This window comes from Bradyrhizobium algeriense, from assembly GCF_003062295.1.
Lineage (GTDB): Bacteria > Pseudomonadota > Alphaproteobacteria > Rhizobiales > Xanthobacteraceae > Bradyrhizobium > Bradyrhizobium algeriense.
Window position 1 is genome coordinate 516,468 of the sequence record NZ_PYCN01000001.1, and the last position, 16,480, is coordinate 532,947.

13 protein-coding genes are annotated in these 16,480 nt (G+C 61.4%); 4 read left to right on the top strand and 9 right to left on the bottom strand.

Translation table 11 applies throughout. The features are described 5' to 3' along the window. Nucleotides 1-411: 411 nt before the first annotated feature. The gene (locus C7G61_RS02480; RefSeq protein WP_108512452.1) at nt 412-1,302 is read right to left on the bottom strand and encodes a DUF3108 domain-containing protein; all 891 of its coding nucleotides are present in this window, start codon (nt 1,300-1,302) and stop codon (nt 412-414) included. Between the two features lie 440 nt (nt 1,303-1,742). Here C7G61_RS02480 and rpmB point away from each other — a divergent pair, with 440 nt between their 5' ends. Beyond that, a complete protein-coding gene (gene rpmB, locus C7G61_RS02485; protein WP_108512821.1) occupies nt 1,743-2,051 on the top strand; it encodes a 50S ribosomal protein L28 in 309 nt (102 codons plus the stop codon). A gap of 196 nt (nt 2,052-2,247) precedes the next feature. Beyond that, nucleotides 2,248-3,018, top strand: coding sequence for a WYL domain-containing protein (locus tag C7G61_RS02490; protein ID WP_190241631.1), 771 nt, complete (start codon nt 2,248-2,250; stop codon nt 3,016-3,018). Between the two features lie 87 nt (nt 3,019-3,105). On the opposite strand, the gene C7G61_RS02495 is transcribed toward C7G61_RS02490, so the two are convergent. From C7G61_RS02495 to C7G61_RS02505, 3 genes are read right to left on the bottom strand one after another with little or no spacing between them, the layout of a single operon-like run. After that, nucleotides 3,106-4,992, bottom strand: coding sequence for a hypothetical protein (locus C7G61_RS02495; RefSeq protein ID WP_108512454.1), 1,887 nt, complete (start codon nt 4,990-4,992; stop codon nt 3,106-3,108). A 1-nt stretch (nt 4,993) separates the two neighbouring features. Next, complete coding sequence (locus C7G61_RS02500; protein WP_108512455.1) at nt 4,994-5,485, bottom strand: ABC-three component system middle component 2; 492 nt, start codon at nt 5,483-5,485, stop codon at nt 4,994-4,996. Continuing rightward, nucleotides 5,473-6,477, bottom strand: coding sequence for an ABC-three component system protein (locus C7G61_RS02505; protein WP_145963545.1), 1,005 nt, complete (start codon nt 6,475-6,477; stop codon nt 5,473-5,475). Before C7G61_RS02505 ends, C7G61_RS02500 begins: the two co-directional genes overlap by 13 nt. Before the next feature lie 234 nt (nt 6,478-6,711). Here C7G61_RS02505 and C7G61_RS02510 point away from each other — a divergent pair, with 234 nt between their 5' ends. After that, nucleotides 6,712-8,004, top strand: a complete 1,293-nt coding sequence (locus C7G61_RS02510) for a DUF2235 domain-containing protein (RefSeq protein WP_108512457.1) — start codon at nt 6,712-6,714, stop codon at nt 8,002-8,004. Nucleotides 8,005-8,354: 350 nt separating this feature from the next. Further along, entirely contained in the window at nt 8,355-9,479 is a 1,125-nt protein-coding gene (locus tag C7G61_RS02515) for a DUF2336 domain-containing protein (protein WP_108512458.1), read from the top strand. 265 nt (nt 9,480-9,744) lie between these two features. On the opposite strand, the gene C7G61_RS02520 is transcribed toward C7G61_RS02515, so the two are convergent. The 5 genes from C7G61_RS02520 to cobT form a co-directional block, all read right to left on the bottom strand. Next, on the bottom strand, nt 9,745-10,845 hold the full coding sequence (locus C7G61_RS02520; RefSeq protein WP_108512459.1) for an LLM class flavin-dependent oxidoreductase: 1,101 nt from the start codon (nt 10,843-10,845) through the stop codon (nt 9,745-9,747). 336 nt (nt 10,846-11,181) lie between these two features. Next, nucleotides 11,182-12,294 (bottom strand): NADH:flavin oxidoreductase/NADH oxidase, encoded by a 1,113-nt coding sequence (locus C7G61_RS02525; protein ID WP_108512460.1) that lies wholly within the window; start codon nt 12,292-12,294, stop codon nt 11,182-11,184. Nucleotides 12,295-12,384: 90 nt separating this feature from the next. Beyond that, a complete protein-coding gene (locus C7G61_RS02530) occupies nt 12,385-13,347 on the bottom strand; it encodes a Bug family tripartite tricarboxylate transporter substrate binding protein (RefSeq protein ID WP_108512461.1) in 963 nt (320 codons plus the stop codon). Nucleotides 13,348-13,402: 55 nt separating this feature from the next. Further along, a complete protein-coding gene (locus C7G61_RS02535) occupies nt 13,403-14,470 on the bottom strand; it encodes an esterase-like activity of phytase family protein (protein ID WP_108512462.1) in 1,068 nt (355 codons plus the stop codon). A gap of 4 nt (nt 14,471-14,474) precedes the next feature. Then, nucleotides 14,475-16,376 carry a cobaltochelatase subunit CobT gene (gene cobT / locus C7G61_RS02540; protein WP_108512463.1) on the bottom strand — a complete coding sequence of 634 codons (1,902 nt, stop codon included), beginning with the start codon at nt 16,374-16,376 and terminating at the stop codon, nt 14,475-14,477. Between the last annotated feature and the right edge of the window lie 104 nt (nt 16,377-16,480).

Sequence of the window (16,480 nt, forward strand, 5' to 3'; positions counted from 1 at the left end):
TGTTTCACTTTGCGACGGCGATGCGGTCGCGGCTTAAGCTCTGGAACGAGTCTGGAACGAAACGCGCCCGAATCGCTGACTCCTCCCGAAACCCGATACGTTCACCGCAACATCTCGCGCTGACCCGCCCGGGGCGGCACTAGATCAAGTTTACACGGGCTCCACAAGCGGCGGTCTTGGCGTGAAATCGTTAAGGCGCGGAGTCGAATCAGAATGGGGTAAGAGTCAACAGGATTCACGTCGGGCCCGGTATCCCCTCTCCCCCTGTGGGAGAGGGTGGCGCCGAACGAAGTTCGGCGACGGGTGAGGGGTTCTCTCCACCAGCACAGACCTCTCACGCGGAGACAGACCCCTCATCCGGCGCTTCGCGCCACCTTCTCCCACAAGGGGAGAAGGGAAGAAGGAAGAGCTTCAATTCGTCTTCGCCACCCTCGGCGGCGCGGCCGTCGTCACGAACGACGTCGCCTCCAGCATCGCAAGGCCAAGCGGCGTCGGGATGGTCATGCGGAAGGGAACCAGGACGCGGGTTCCCGCGATCGGCACGAAGGCGATCTCGATTTTGCGTTCGGTGGCGAGATATTTGATCACGGGGCGATCGGGGATGTAGCCCGCAACAGGTGTGAAATAGATGGCGCAGACCAGCGCCGGCCCGTGATAGCCCCGCTCGGCCTTCACCGTTTCCATGCGCTTGTAGTCGAGCTTGAGGTCGTAGCGCAGCCGTCCGTCAAAAATCCCCGCACCGGTGCGGCAGGAATCCGGGCTCAGCACCTCGCCATTCCCCGGCACGCGCAGCATCGAGCCGGTCATGGGATCGAGCACGCCTCTGCGGTGCGCGTCGGTGACGACGATGCGGTCCGGATCGACCGGCGGCGCCGGATCGATCGAAAAATCCTTCACATTGCCGTTGGTCAGCACGAGGCGGATGGTTTCGGACTTCTTCTGCGTCGTGGTGGTGGCGGTATAGGCATTCGCGACCAGCGCGCCGTTGACGACGCGGCCCTGGCTGGCGCCCGAACCCGTGCCGCCCGAAAACGCCTTCAGCAGCCCGGCGGTACCGCCCTGGGCGGCGGCCGAAAACGTGTCGTCGCCGATTTCAATAGTCCAGGCGCCCTTGCCGACCGGAATGCCCGCCAGCGTCGCCTCATACTGCGCATCCAGCCGCCCCTGCGCGGACGCCGCCTGCGGCGCGAGCGCGAGACACGCGGCGGCGCACAGGCCGAAAACGAGCTTGGCGGGGAGCGAAACGGCGCGTTTGGCGGTCACGAATGGATTGTCCCGGGATCGGCGCGAGTTGATGTTCATGTAGGCAGACATATCCGGCAATCAACGCGCAAGCTTCGGCAAAAACCACGCCTATCAGACCTCTCATCGCCGCCCGCCTCTTTTGCGGAAGGCCAAAGGCCTACTTAACGAAAGCCATGGTGTCGGCGGGGATTGCGCCCTTTATATGATCCCTTAAGTGGCTGGAACCTCTTGGAAACCGGCTGATTCTGAACGTGGCGTTTTCAAGCAAGGCCTGCCCCGGATTTGGGTCCCTCGGTGGACTTCCGCCTCGCGTGAAGAAAACGCGTCAAAACAAGGGGCTTGGGCTGGTCGGAACGGGCTCCCGCCGCCCCAAAAACCTTGACCGGATGGCCATCTCCCCCTATACGACCGCAGTTCCTGGAAATGGACGCGATTTTGGACCCCCGCGCAGCCGCGAGATGCGCTTGCCTATGGCGGGGATGGAAGAGGATTTTGCAATGTCCCGGCGCTGCGAACTGACGGCCAAGGGCCCCCAGACGGGCCACAAGGTGAGCCACTCGAACATCAAGACCAAGCGGCGCTTCCTGCCGAACCTGGTCAACGTCACCTTCATCTCGGACGCACTCGCCCGCAACGTGCGCCTGCGCGTCTCGACCAACGCGCTCAAGAGCGTCGACCACAATGGCGGCCTCGATGCGTATCTGATCAAGGCCAAGGCCGACGTGCTCTCCCCCCGCGCGCTGGATCTCAAGCGCGCGATCGAGAAGAAGGTCGGCAAGCCGGTATTCGTGAAGAAGGCGAGCTGAGCTTTAGCTACATCGGCGGATCAGAGTTTGGAGCGGCCGGGTCGAAAGACCCGGCTGTTTTTGTTTGATTTGCAGATTCGCGCTGAAATTGAATATTCTCTCACCATAAACTATCATTTGCGCACGGCTGACTTCAGGGAGGGGTCGACCTGTGAGCATGTGCTGTATTTGCTCTACAGGCATAGCTACCGACGGCGTGCTGGCCGACGGATCCGTTTTTCATGCCCGTTGCCATGAGGACCTCAAACGCAAAGTCGCAGACCTTAAAGCGCAAGAATGGAGGTTACTCGCCGAACTACAGAAGCCGCTAAGCTTCTTTGAAAACATATCGATGTTCCTCTTTGAGTCCCGACAGTCGGAATTACTTGCGGCGAAACAACGCCTAGCTTCGCAGATACGCTCCACCCGCGATCAGCACGAAGCCACCACCGCGAAAATTCGCCTGCTTTACGATCTGTGGCCAACCTACCCCCCTGATTGGGGTGAACGGCAACGAGAAGTTAACGAGCGAGATCACTATAGCTGCAGTCAGTGCGGCGTCGGTGGCCGGCTACACCTGCATCACATTAGAGCTTTGAGCCAAGGCGGCACTAACAGGCTGGAGAACATTGCCTTACTTTGTGAGGATTGCCATAGCTCAGCGCATGGCGGCCGCGCCTTCCGCTACGAAAAGCGTGGCGGGACTGAGCCTACAACTATCGAAAAGAAAATTAGCTTACTGAACAAAGCGATTGCACAACGAAAGAATATTCGTTTCCGGTACCAGAAACCGGATGGAACAATCACACACCGCACAGTTACTCCTCGTCAGATGAGAAAACTTTCAATCGCAGACTTACAAGCGCTTTTGGGAAGACGAGTAAAAATCGAGAAAGAAGGAAAACTTTGTCTCTTTGGACACTGCCATCTTAGAGGAGAAAGTCGCACGTTTGCCGTCCATCGAATGCAAAAGATTGAGATTTGCTAAGATGCCATTTGGAGGCCGAGGCTTCGTTTACGCAATGATCGATCCGCATACGAGCGCCGTAGCACTGCCGAATGACATGCTCTCTGCTTAGAACAGCCCTTGACGTCCGCCTTCTCCGCGCGGTCCGGTGAACACTGTAACTTTGGCATTCGTGCCCAGCTCGAATGGAGCAGGATCGTTCTCGATGACAATAAACTGCGCGGCTTGCGTGTGGTCGAGCAAATATCGATAGAACCAATCTTTCACGCCACTCTCCTTGATGGCCTCTTCGTCAGCTGAGAGCTCGCCGTACTTCGAATTGTGCGGGTCTCGGTACGTTAACAAGGGACTATCAAGAGAGACGATGCCTGGATGAGGTAGCGACTTCCTACGGCAGTAGGCCAGCACCCCTAGCTTGAAGGCAGTGTTCATCAGAGCGCGAACACCCTTTCCGTTGCTTTGTCGGTCTTTGCCATCGATTAGAATATCGTGGGTCTTATCATCGAAAGCCACTATAGCCGGGCCAGGGAAGTGCCATGCCGCTAAAATGGCCTGCACTTCTTGAGCGAACTCGTGGCCTACTACATGACCAACGCCGACTGCTATCTGATCGCGCGGGACTTTGGCCGGCCTAAATTTCTGTAATGTCGCTCGTCGCTTTTCAAGGCTATCGATTCGAGCCTTTAGCGCGAGCCCTTCGCGAATTCGCTGTCTGGCTTGGTCGAGTTTTTCATAGGCAATGCGGCTCGAAACCTCGCCGGGGCGGGCGTCAGAGATCCGCATCTCCAGCCATGCGACCTCAACGCTGAGACGATTATCCCGCAAATCCAATCCTCTAGCCTCCGCCTGCAGCGAGGTAACCGCCTTCGTAAGATCTAGGCGTTCTGCCTTAATCTTAGCGATCTCGGCACGAACCGCTTGCCGCGATCGCACAATCTGATCAAGCCCATGGACTTCATGCTGGTGCTCTGGATCGGCACCACACAATGGGCATGGTCGCTTGGCACCCGCGAGTAGTGCAGCGGCACCTTCCTCTAGGGACAAGAGACGCTCTACGTCGCTATCGTAGACTGCAGCCAAGAGCCCGAAGCGATCAATAGTAACGGCGATCTCGCTAGATCGGACCGAGAGCTCTTCCCGCTGATCAAGGTAGGCTCGCCGATCCTGACGCATGGCGTCGAGTTCGAACTGCCTCGCTTCAAGGGCTTGTGAAAGACTAACGACAGTCTTCGAAATTTCGGCCTCTTGAACGTTGAGATCCAATGTCTCGACATCGTCTTCCGGAAACAGCAACTCAAGCTCAGCGATCGCTGCAGAAATCATTTCTTCGACAATCTCGAGCTTGCCGGAATTCAACGCCTTCTGCTGCCGAACAGGCAAACGGGCTACAACCGCACTGTCGTCGACGCCGGTCAGGATATATTTTAGGACATTCTTGTCTAGAGTGTCGGGCGTGCGAGGATCGATTTTGGTGGGGCTAGCTTCGCCCATCATCGCCGTTTCCTCGGTGAATATGTAGGGAGCAAGAAATCGAAATGTAAATGGACTCGTAGTCCCATCGAGAACGCGAGCAACCTTCTTATCGACAATGCCAAGTTCGTTTAAGAGAAATCCGGAAAGACTTTCGGATCGTTGAGTCCTCGTCGCATGGACTGCCGCAAGCGTGCGATCTGGTTTGGCATCTGTCCCAGGTTGGATCGAACCTAGATGAAGGGCAATACCTCCGCCTTTCAGCGCTCGCGCAAGTGTGATCCGACCTGTCTCCGGCAGGTCGAGCTCGAGCCAACAGCGGTCGTAACCGGCACGTTCCGGAATGTTAGGTAACGGCGAACGAGCGCCCGTCATAAAATCCAGCGCCTTTACAATGAAAGACTTGCCAGCGTTCGATGCACCCCAAATGAGATTCAAGCCGTCGCTGAAGGTCAACTCCTTCGTCTGCACTTTGGGCCCCGTGAAGGCCAGCTTGCGAAGAACGAAGCGATTCAAATCGGTCATATCAACGACCTTCACTCGGCGAACCAAAGGCCTCGCTCCAGTCGCCAATCCGCTCGCGGACATAGGCCTTGAAGCCGCTCTTTCCGCGTTCACGCACTTCCTTACCGATCCATCTAGCGCAATCCTTAAGCCTATTCGAATAGCTCGTTTCGAGTAGCTCAACATAGGGCGCGGCATCGTCAGATGCGCGGTAGCAAAAGCCATCGTCGAGGCTCGTCTGCTCGACAAGATGACAGCGGCGCATCAGCTCAAGGCTAGCCTCAATGAGGCGACGACGGACGAGCAATTCGCCCTTCCGGCCCGGCAGTTCGGCGTGAAGCGAGGGCGGGCCTCCCAGATCAGCCGTGTGCACGACGACATAGTCCAACAGCACCATCTCCGCCAGGTCGGCCGCCTCAGGACGCAACTCCTCAAGCACGACTACTGCTCGAATGCCTGCCTCAAGCTTCGAATTGTAGAGATGACCAAAATCTTCAGTTATTACGGAGTCCATTTCATCCGCCCTTCATTGGCCAGATGATGACAAATACCTTGCCTCACTGGCTCCCGCGTCGACCGTCCAAGAACCGAGGTCTGCAATATTCCTGCGTGTTTCATGACTGCATCGAGACGGCAGAGGCCCGTGGCATACGTTTCACTATAAACTTCGATGACACCATGATAGATATCATGTTGAAAAGTTTCGAGCGCACCGGGGGCGGTGTTGTCTCTATGGAATCGCCTGAAAGAGGCCGCTTCGAAATATCTGGTTCGCTGACGCCTGAGATGTTCACCATGAACTGCATCGGCAAGTACTGCGTCAGCATTTACGAGGGAGGCTGCAGACACCCCCCTGTACACCTCTAGAAGCTGCGCAATGTACGGCAGTTCCTCGTCCTGGATTGCGGTAGGTGCGTGACCACGCGGCGCTTCCTCGGGCAAGAGCCCCAAGACCTTTGACAACGCGGGCGCGGCTTCTGGGTCCTTAACAATCATTGGCGCGGTCATATAACCGACGCGCGCAAAGTCGAAAGCTTCGATTGCCCTCCTAAGCTCTAACGTAAGTGGCACTGAAGTTTTGCCGGTGATCTTTGTTAGGCAATACTTATCCCAATGGACGATCAGATAGGGTCCCATCGTCGACGGATTGAGGATCAAGTCACGCAAAGGACCCACGACCCCACGCGGCGACACGAAAGTGTAGGAAACGGGAAGTGTCCTGTAAGCGCCTTCCAAATGATGGTAAAATAGCTTTCCCAACTCTGTCATGGCCTCTGGCGTCCCAAGTGAGCCGCCGCGAGTTTTGCGCTTGCACTGGAATAGATCCCACTCCCCCTCATGCTTCCGATCGGTTAGGAAACCGATAACATCCCGCCCCTTATCGTTAGCGGCGCCGATTCGCTCGACGCTGCAATAGCGCTGGGATCGGCGCTCGATCCAAATCTCGATGAACTGCTCGAGTTCGGCATCATCAATCTCCTGCAATCGAATTGCGGTGTTTGACACGAGGCGGGGTGCTCTCTCGCAAGAACGGCATATGCGATCAATGGTAGAATCACCAAAGATAGACAAACATTTGTATCGCTTGGAAATCTTTTCGAAAAGAGAGCCTTATCTCGTTGTGCATAGCGAAATGGCATCGCCATGTTTGATATCCAATGTTGAGATATTGCGGTCGACGGCCTCACCAAACTCCTGTGAACTATGCCATACTCGCGTAGGTAGCATCAAGGTGCGCTCATGAGAAACATCATCATCCTTTGCGACGGCACCGGCAACGAAATCTCCGAGAACATCTCCAATGTGCTGAAGCTCTATCGCTGCCTGCGCAAGACGGAGAGGACGTCGCCGCGGCAGCTCGTGTTTTACGATCCGGGGGTCGGCACGCTGGAGCGGCCGGACCCGTGGCACGAGTTGAAGCAGAACTTCAACGCCATCCTCGGGCTCGCCACCGGCTATGGGCTCGATGACAACGTGCTCGCGGCCTATGCCTTCCTGGTCCACAATTATCAGACCGGCGACCAGATCTATCTGTTCGGCTTTTCCCGCGGCGCCTATACCGTGCGGGTGCTGGCGGGGCTGATCCACAAAATCGGGCTGATCACGCCGGAGCAGGTCAATCTCGCCGGCTCCGGGCTGATCGCCTACAAGCAGTTCTCCTCCGACGAGGCGCCGAAGCTGCGGGCCGAGCACAAGCTGCTCACCGAGACCGGCGACGCGCTGGGGCCGCTGCCGCAGACCGCGTTCGACAACGCCGCGCAGTTCGCGCGCATCACTTCATCCCGCTGGCCCACCATCCGCTTCGTCGGCGTCTGGGATACGGTCGCCAGCGTGATCGTGCCGCGGGCCGATCGCTTCTATTGGCCGAGCCTGGAGGAGCTGGCGTTCACGATTTCGAACCCGAGCGTGCAGACGTTCCGGCAGGCGATCTCGATGGACGAGCGGCGCTGCATGTTCCGCCTCAAGAAGTGGGACGACCCGCAGACCTTCAAGCACAACCGCTTCAACGATGCGCATGCCGAGCCGCAGGATATCTTGCAGGTGTGGTTCGCCGGCGTGCATGACGACGTCGGTGGCGGCTATCCGGAAAAGGAAAGCGGGCTTTCCAAATATCCGCTGCTCTGGATGATCGACGAGGCGACAAAATGCGGACTCGGGGTTAACCAGGCCACCGTCAACCAGCTCGCCTGGGGCGTTCAGCGCAAGGGCAGCCCGTTCTCCTATGTCGCGCCCGATGTGCGCGGCGAACTGCACGAGTCGCTGCGAGGGGCGTGGTGGATACTCGAATATTTGCCAAAGAGCGCGAAGTACAAGGAGTGGCCGGCGCGGAAAGCACATTTCGGCTATTACATCCCGGACGCCGAACCGCGCTTCATCCCCGACGGCGCCACCATCCACGAATCCGCGCTGCTGCGCATGGACGCGATGCCGAGCTACCGGCCGGTGAATTTGCCGAAGCAGTATGAGAAATTTCCGATGCCGGCGCCGCCGGCGCATGCGAGCGCGGAAGCGGAGGAGGAAGCGGCGGGTTGATGCTCTCTCCCCGTCATTGCGAGCGAAGCGAAGCGATCCATGGTGCAACGCGGGAATAGATGGATTGCTTCGCTTCGCTCGCAATGACGTGGATAGAGCGCGGGTTCGTAGGATGGGTAGAGCACAGCGAAACCCATCAATCCCTACGCGGAGGCGTGATGGGTATCGCTTCGCTCCACCCATCCTACGGAAGCGCCGCCGCACCACTGGGCCATTGGCCGACCGCCCCCGCAATCTTGCGGCCACATTCCAGCCCGCCCGCGACCGAAAGGGTTAACGAATCGTTCAACTCTACCCCCTATTCTCGACGCTCCGCTGCCAGAACCGGCTTCAAACGCTCAGGACGAGCGATGTTGGAACGATCGATCGCCGATGAAGTCGAAGCCGCCATCCAGGCCGGCTCGACGGAAAAACATCTGGATACGCTGAAGCAGGTCACCGACCTGTTTCTAGAGTCCGCTGACGGCTATTCCGGCGAACAGATCGAGCTGTTCGGCGACGTACTCGAACGGCTGATCCGGACCGTCGAGCTGCGCGCGCTGGCCGATGTCTCCGCGCGCATCGCGCTCGCCGAAATGAGCACGCAGTTCGCCTCCATCAAGCAGGCACCGCCCGCCGTTGTCCGCCGCCTGGCGAACAATGACGAGATTTCGATTGCGCGACCGGTGCTGACCGAATCGGCGCGGCTGACGGCCGACGATCTGGTCGAGCTCGCACAAACCAAGGGCGAGCAGCATCTGCTCGCGATCTCCGGGCGCTGGTGGCTGACCGAAATCGTCACCGACGTGCTGTTGAAGCGGCATTATCCTTCCGTCAGCCTGCGGCTCGTCACCAATCCCGGCGCGCGGATGTCGGCTAGCGGCTATGCCATCGTGCTGAAGCAGGCGGAGAGCGATCCTCATCTGGCGGTCGAGACCGGCATTCGCGTCGACCTGCCGGTCGAGCAGCGCAAGGAGCTATTGAAGAACGCAACTGAGGCCGTGCGCACGCGGCTGCTGTCGCGCGCGCCGCCGCATCTGTTCGAGGAAATCCGGAACGCGATCGCGCTGGCCGCTGCCGGCGTCAACCGCGAAATGTCGCGCACGCGCGATTTCGCAGCCGCCCGCCGCTTCGTCGCAGCACTTGCCAGGCACGGCAAGCTCAGCGAGCCGGCGCTATTGACGTTTGCGAAAGAGCGGAAATACGCCGAGACGGTCGCAGCGCTTGCTGAACTGTCCGGCTCGAGCATCGATGTGATCCGCCCCGTGATGCAGAGCCTGCGCGACGAGGGCGTGCTGATCCCCTGCCGCGTCGCCGGATTGAATTGGGAAACAGTCGCCGCCGTGCTCGACAGCCGCTTCGCTTCGGGGAGCATGGGCCGCCATGAACTCGCCAAGGCCAAAGAGCAATACGGCAAGCTGACGGTCGAAAGCGCGCGGCGCCTGCTGAAATTCTGGCAGGTCCGCGCCGCCGACGCGCCGCCGAAGCCGAATTGAGTTGATGGGGGCGATGCGCCCTCGCCGTCATTGCGAGGAGCGATAGCGACGAAGCAATCCATCTATCCATTATGCCGCGATATGGATTGCTTCGCTGCGCTCGCAATGACGGTGAAAGAGCGGAGTGCTGCCTTTCCTTCTCCCCTTGTGGGAGAAGGTGCCGGAGCGAAGCGGAGGCGGATGAGGGGTCTGTCTCCGCGGATAGAGACCCCTCATCCGGCGCTTCGCGCCACCTTCTCCCACAAGGGGAGAAGGAAAAAGAATGTCACGCCGCCTTGGTCAGGTCCGCGTCGAGATGCTTCAGCCGCGGCATCACTTCCTGCTTCAGCAGGCGCAGCGAATTATGCCACGCCTCGGGCTTGTGCTTGTAGTCGAAGCCGAACACCAGCAGCGTGCCGAAGCCGCCGACCTCGTGATAGATTTTTTCGATCTTCTCGGTGACGGTCGCGGGCGAGCCGACGATCCAGTTGTTGCGGGCGCAATATTCGACCGTGACGTCGGAGTCGGCGACGTCGGGCGCGGCCTTGAGGTAGTCCTTGAAGCCGAAATGACCGAGCAGCGGCAAAAAATATTCGCCCATCATCCGGCCCATCATGTCGCCGACCGACAGCCGCCACGCCTCCTCGTCGGTGTCGGCGATGAAGACCTCGCGCACCAGCCGCCAGTCGCTGCGCTTCGGCTTGCGTCCGGTTTTGGCGGCGCCGATCTCGACCGATTCCCAGTGGCTGCCGACATAGGCCGGGTTGAGGTTGAGGCTCATCGGAATGTAGCCGCGCTCGCCGGCGAGCTTGAGCGTGTCCGAGCCCTTGGACAGGCCGGCGACGCCGATCGGCGGATGCGGCGCCTGCAACGGCTTGATGTGGGGCTTGAGGAAGTCGAACATGGTGTCGGGCTTGTTCACCGTCCAGAATTTTCCGGTGTGGGTCCAGGGTGCGTCCTCGGTCCACATCTTCAAAATGATCTCCAGCGCCTCCCGCGTCATGTCGCGGTTCTGGCCGGACATGCCGTCGACGTTGAACATCGCCCAGTCGCTCGGCAGGCCAGAGGCCGCGACGCCGAAATTCAGCCGCCCCTCGGAGAGGTGATCGAGCATGGCGACGCGGTTGGCGAGTTCGGCCGGGTGGTGATAGGGCAGCAGGAAGCCGCCGGGCCCGAGACGGATATTCTTGGTCTGCAAAAACGCCTGCGCGAGAATGAGATCGGGCGAGGGATGCGGCTCCCACGGCGCGGTGTGGTGCTCGCCGATCCAGGCTTCCTGATAGCCGAGCTCATCGAGCCATCGCAGCGTCTGCAGGTCCCAGTCGTGACCCTCCTTTAACCCGCACTCCGGCGGATGGGACGGCATCGTGAAATATCCGATCTCCATGGGCTGTCCTCTCGCTGTTCATTTTTTCAAAACGCGTCTGTCGCGCGCAAGCGAGAGCATAGCACGCGACGCGTGTGGCTGAGATATGACGAAACGGATGGGCAGAGGTTCGCGAGGACGCGTGACGCCGCCTTCCCTTCTCCCCTTGTGGGAGAAGGTGGCATAGGCGGCCGTCGGCCGCCGTACTTCGAAAATAACGCCGATGCTTTGCGTCGGCTATGGACGCGGATCGGCAGCGAGACGGATGAGGGGTCTGTCTCCGCGGAGAGAACCCCTCATCCGCCTTCGCGTTCCGCGAAGGCACCTTCTCCCACAAGGGGAGAAGGAAGTAAGGATCTACCTTGTCCCGAACGTCGTCGCGCCGAACAGCGCCTTCTGCGTCGAGGGTTGCGAGCGCCAGTATTGCGGCGGGGCGGAAACCTCGCCGCCGAGTTCGGCCGCGGCATGCCAGCCCCAGCGCGGGTCGTAGAGCATGGCGCGGGCGAGCGCGACCATGTCGGCTTTGCCGGAGGCTACGATCTCCTCGGCCTGCCTGGCTTCCGTGATCAGGCCGACGGCGATGGTGGGAAGGCCAGTCGCCTCGCGGATCGCCTGCGCGAACGGCACTTGATAACCGGGGCCGAGCGGAATTTTTTGCAGCGGCGAGACGCCGCCCGAGGACGCGTCGATCCAGTCGACGCCGCGGCCCTTCAATTCGCGCGCAAACTCGATGGTCTGTGCCAGGTCCCAGCCGCCCTCGACCCAGTCGGTGCAGGACACACGCAATCCCACCGGCTTGGATTGCGGAAACGCCTCGCGCACCGCGTCGAACACTTCGAGCGGAAAGCGCATGCGGTTCTGCAAGGAGCCGCCATATTGGTCGGTGCGCTGGTTGGCGATCGGCGACAGGAACTGATGCAGGAGATAGCCGTGCGCGGAGTGCACCTCGATGGCGTCGATGCCGAGCCGCTCGGAGCGCTTGGCCGCCGCCACGAAGGCCTCGCGCACGCGCTTAAGTCCTGCCGCGTCGAACGCCAAAGGCGGCGTCTCGCCCTCCTTGTGCGGAATCGCCGAGGGCCCCTCCGCACGCCAGCCGCCCTTGGTCACCGGAATCAGTTGCCCGCCGTCCCACGGCGTGTGGCTCGAGGCCTTGCGGCCGGCATGCGCGAGCTGGATCATCACCTTAGCCTTCGAGCGCTTGCGCACCGAGGCCAGGATCGGCTTCAGCGCGGCTTCGGTGGCGTCGTTGTAGAGGCCGAGACAGCCGGGCGTGATGCGGCCGCTCGCCTCGACCGCCGTCGCCTCGATGCAAAAGATCGCGGCGCCCGACAGCGCCAGCGAATTGATGTGGGTGAAGTGCCAGTCATTGGCCTCGCCGTCGACGGACGAATACTGGCACATCGGCGCCACCATGATGCGGTTGGCAAGGTTAAGGCCGCGCAGCTTGATCGGGGTAAACAGAGCGCTCATGGGATGGGGTCCAGACGGGAGAGAAAGCGACCCTTGATATCTAGCGAGCAGCTCCCCTCTCCTCAACCTGCCGGGATTGCAACCCTCCCCCTACGGCTTGATGCCCGCCGCCTTGATCAGCTCGAGATTGGCCGCCGTCTCGCGCTTCACGAGTTCGTCCATCTCGGCCGGCTTCATCGGCATCGGCTCGATGCCGAGTTTCTTAAGACTCGCCTGCATGGCCGGATCGGTCAGCACCTTCGCGCCGGCCGCATGCAGCCGCTCGACAATGTCGCGTGGCGTCTTCGCCGGGGCAAACACGCCGAACCAGATCGCGCTGTCGGCGTCCTTCAATCCGGTCTCGACCGGCGTCGGCACGTCGGGCAGGTCGGCGACGCGTTTCGCCGTCGAGACCACCAGCGCGCGCACCTGGCCGTCGCGGATCAAAGGCAGCGCGGTCGAGAGCGGGCAGAAATACAGGTCGATCCGCCCGCCGATGATGTCGGCGATCACTTCCGGACCGGCGCGATAGGGCACGTGCGTCGCCTCGATACCGGCGGCAATGCGGAATTTTTCAGTGCTGATATGCACGGCGCTGCCGATGCCGACCGAACCGAACGAGATCGAGCCGGGTTTGGCCCTGGCGTCTGTGATGAAGTCCTGAATGGTTTTCCAGGGTCGCGCGTTCGGCACGATCATCACGTTGGCGCTGGATCCGATCATCAGTACCGAGGCGAGATCCCGGGTGACGTCGAAAGTTGCGCTCGGGAAAATAGCCGGCGCGATCGCCAGCGCCGACGATTGGGCGAGAATGCTGTAGCCATCGGGCTCGGCTTTCGCCACCAGCGCCGAACCGAGCGCACCACCGGCGCCGGCCCGGTTTTCGATCACGATCGGTTGGCCGAGTTCGGCCGCAAGACGTTCGAACACCAGCCGCGGCACCACATCGGCCGCGCTGCCGGCGCCGAACGGAATGGTCGCCTTGATCAAGCGCGACGGCCAGCCTTCGGCATGTGCGGCGGTGGCGGCAAAAAGGCTGGTCAGGACGCAAATAACGCGAAGGGACTTGTACATCAAAAACTCCGGTTCATCGCCCGGAGCGATGCAAGAACCATTCCGCTTTCGCCACTCACTCCACCAGCGTGAATTGCAGCAGCAGATTGCGCTGGATCATCGAAAAATTGTCGTCGGAGACCAGCGTCAGCACTGTATCGCCCTCCGGCGTGACGTGGACGTCGATACCTTCCATGTTGTCGATCTCGTGGCCGAGATCGGCCTCGAAGATCGAAGGCCCGTCGATGACAGCGCCGGGGGCCAGGGAGGCAAGCGCAACGCGGCGGATGCGGATGCCGACCCCGCCGAGCCAGGAGAATTTTCGCTCCAGCAGCAACAGGCTGCCGGACGGCAACAGCACCGCATCGCTGACATCGAAATTGTCGGTGCGGCGAATGCTGAACAGCCCCAGCGTCTTGCCGATCAGGAAGGCTGTGATGTTGCCCTGCGCGTCGAGCCCGCGTTCGGAGATCGCGATCAGCGTTCCCGCCAGCGGCAGGCCCTTCGGCACCACGACAAGCGCCTCGATTCCCTTGTTGTAGGGCAGCTTGCGCACGCCCAGCGGCAACTGAATCAATTCGCCGTGCGCGCGCGTAAATCCCTTGGCGAAGTCGAACCGCAGTATCTGATTGACGCGTTCGAGGCCGACATAGACCAGCGAGCCGTCGAGCGCGAACGCCTCGGTATCGAACCAGCCGCGCGAGGTGATCGGCTTGCCGTCGGGACCCAGCATCGGCGAGGCCTCGACGTCGTCCAGCCCGGTCATCTCGCGGCCCTTGTAGACAATGCGCCCGGTGAACCAGCCCCCCTTGTCGCTGATCGCGATGAAGCGCTCGCCCTTTGCATCGAGCCGCAGACCCGACAATCCGCCGAAGCCGCGAAACCGCGAGGTCAGGATGAGCCCGCTGCGATATTCGAGTTCGCCAAACCGCAGACGCGACCGGTCGCGGGTATCGAACGAGGGCAGCGGCCGGGCATTGACCTCGATCGAGACCGGCGCGGTGATCGAGAATTCGTCGGGAACGGTCTGCTTCGGGGGCCGCTGAACGGCGGTTTGCGCCAGCGCCACCCCGGGCACGGCCGCCACCGAAAGCCCCGCCGCTGCATATTTCAAAAGGCGGCGGCGGCCTATGAGCGGGCGCATGCTCTCACGAATGCAACCGGCGCGGCCGGTGGTGGCCCGAGACAGGCGCGGCGCCGTGAGTCTCGCTGAACAGTTCGGCGAGTTTCTCGGTGATGGCGCCGCCGAGCTCCTCGGCATCGACGATGGTGACGGCACGGCGATAGTAGCGCGTGACGTCGTGACCGATGCCGATCGCGATCAGTTCGACCGGCGAGCGGGTCTCGATCTCCTCGATGATGTGGCGCAGGTGCCGCTCGAGGTAATTGCCGGGATTGACCGACAGCGTGGAATCGTCGACCGGCGCACCGTCCGAAATCATCATCAGGATCTTGCGCTGTTCGGCCCGGCCGAGCAGCCGCTTGTGCGCCCAGTCCAGCGCCTCGCCGTCGATGTTTTCCTTCAGCAGCCCCTCGCGCATCATCAGTCCGAGATTCTTCCGCGAGCGCCGCCACGGCGCATCGGCGGATTTGTAGATGATGTGGCGGAGGTCGTTGAGGCGTCCGGGACCGGCCGGCTTGCCGGCGGCGAGCCACGCCTCACGCGACTGCCCGCCCTTCCAGGCGCGGGTGGTGAAGCCCAAAATCTCGACCTTGACGCCGCAACGCTCCAGCGTGCGAGCGAGAATGTCAGCGCAGGTCGCCGCCACCGTAATGGGACGGCCGCGCATCGAGCCGGAATTGTCCAAGAGCAGCGTTACGACCGTATCGCGGAAGGTCGCTTCCTTCTCATGCATGAAGGACAGCGGATGATAGGGATCGGTGACCACGCGCGACAGCCGCGCCGGATCGAGGATGCCTTCCTCGAGGTCGAACTCCCAGGCGCGGTTCTGCTGCGCCATCAGCCGACGCTGCAGCCGGTTGGCGAGCCGCGCGACGATGCCCTGCAGATGCGCGAGCTGCTTGTCGAGGTAGCTGCGCAACCGTTCCAGTTCGTCATGGTCGCAGAGATCTTCGGCCGCGATCACCTCGTCGAACTTCGGCGCAAAGGCGTGATATTCCGGCCCGCGCGGCTCGTTGGCACCGCGCGTATTCGGCCGCGTCGCCTCGCCCGGCGTCTCGTCGTCGCCGAGTTCGCCGTCGTCGAACGTATCGCTGGTGGAGGCCTGCGCGCTCTCCATCGCACTCTCAGACATTTCGTCGGTGGAGGCCTGCGCCTGGTCGGCGCTCATTTCCTGCGCGGCATCGGAATCAGGCGAGCCCTCGGCGCCGGACTGGTCGCTCTCGCCGTCCTGATTCTCGTCGTTCTCGTCGTCATCGGCGTCCGCATCGCGGTCGTCGCCGAGATCGAGCGCCGACAGCAGGTCATGCACGAGATCGCCGAACCTCGCCTGGTCCTCGGTGACGCGGCTGAGCTTGTCGAGCCGAGCGCCGATCTTGTCTTCCAGCACCGGCCGCCAGAGGTCGACCATCTTTTTCGCGGCCGCCGGCGGCGCGAGGCCCGTCAGCCGTTCGCGCACCAGCATCGCCAGCGCGTCCGACAGCGGCGCATCGGCGCGGTCGGTGATCTCGTCATATTTGCCGCGATGGAAATGATCGTCGAGCATCGCGGTCAGGTTCTTTGCAACGCCCGCCATCCGGCGCGAGCCGATCGCCTCGACGCGCGCCTGCTCCACCGCCTCGAATACGCCGCGCGCCTGCGGATTTCCCGGTATCAGCTTGCGGTGCACCTTGGGATCGTGACAGGCGAGCTTGAGCGCGATCGAGTCGGAATGGCCGCGCACGATGGCCGCATCGCGTTTGGTCATCTTGCGGGCCGGCTCCGGCAACCGCGCCTTGCCCGGCGCGAGACCCGGACGCTCGGCCGCAAACGTCACTTCCAGCTCCGGCGCCCTTGCGATCGCACGCAGGCAAGAGGTTACCGCGCGCTTGAACGGCTCGGTCGGGGCTTCCTTGGATCCGGTACGGAATTTGGAGTTGGATGTCGTCATTGCCACCTCACCGCCGTCGTCCCTGCGAACGCAGGGACCCATAACCACCGGCGATTATTGTTCTGCCGATCTCTAGCACCATCATCCTACCGAAACGCCGCGGC

What these genes read in the sequence shown, in the direction of transcription:
- C7G61_RS02480 (WP_108512452.1), bottom strand. Translation starts at nt 1,302, where the DNA reads ATGAACATCAACTCGCGCCGATCCCGGGACAATCCATTCGTGACCGCC.
- rpmB (WP_108512821.1), top strand. Translation starts at nt 1,743, where the DNA reads ATGTCCCGGCGCTGCGAACTGACGGCCAAGGGCCCCCAGACGGGCCAC.
- C7G61_RS02495 (WP_108512454.1), bottom strand. Translation starts at nt 4,992, where the DNA reads ATGACCGATTTGAATCGCTTCGTTCTTCGCAAGCTGGCCTTCACGGGG.
- C7G61_RS02500 (WP_108512455.1), bottom strand. Translation starts at nt 5,485, where the DNA reads ATGGACTCCGTAATAACTGAAGATTTTGGTCATCTCTACAATTCGAAG.
- C7G61_RS02510 (WP_108512457.1), top strand. Translation starts at nt 6,712, where the DNA reads ATGAGAAACATCATCATCCTTTGCGACGGCACCGGCAACGAAATCTCC.
- C7G61_RS02515 (WP_108512458.1), top strand. Translation starts at nt 8,355, where the DNA reads ATGTTGGAACGATCGATCGCCGATGAAGTCGAAGCCGCCATCCAGGCC.
- C7G61_RS02520 (WP_108512459.1), bottom strand. Translation starts at nt 10,845, where the DNA reads ATGGAGATCGGATATTTCACGATGCCGTCCCATCCGCCGGAGTGCGGG.
- C7G61_RS02525 (WP_108512460.1), bottom strand. Translation starts at nt 12,294, where the DNA reads ATGAGCGCTCTGTTTACCCCGATCAAGCTGCGCGGCCTTAACCTTGCC.
- C7G61_RS02530 (WP_108512461.1), bottom strand. Translation starts at nt 13,347, where the DNA reads ATGTACAAGTCCCTTCGCGTTATTTGCGTCCTGACCAGCCTTTTTGCC.
- C7G61_RS02535 (WP_108512462.1), bottom strand. Translation starts at nt 14,470, where the DNA reads ATGCGCCCGCTCATAGGCCGCCGCCGCCTTTTGAAATATGCAGCGGCG.
- cobT (WP_108512463.1), bottom strand. Translation starts at nt 16,376, where the DNA reads ATGACGACATCCAACTCCAAATTCCGTACCGGATCCAAGGAAGCCCCG.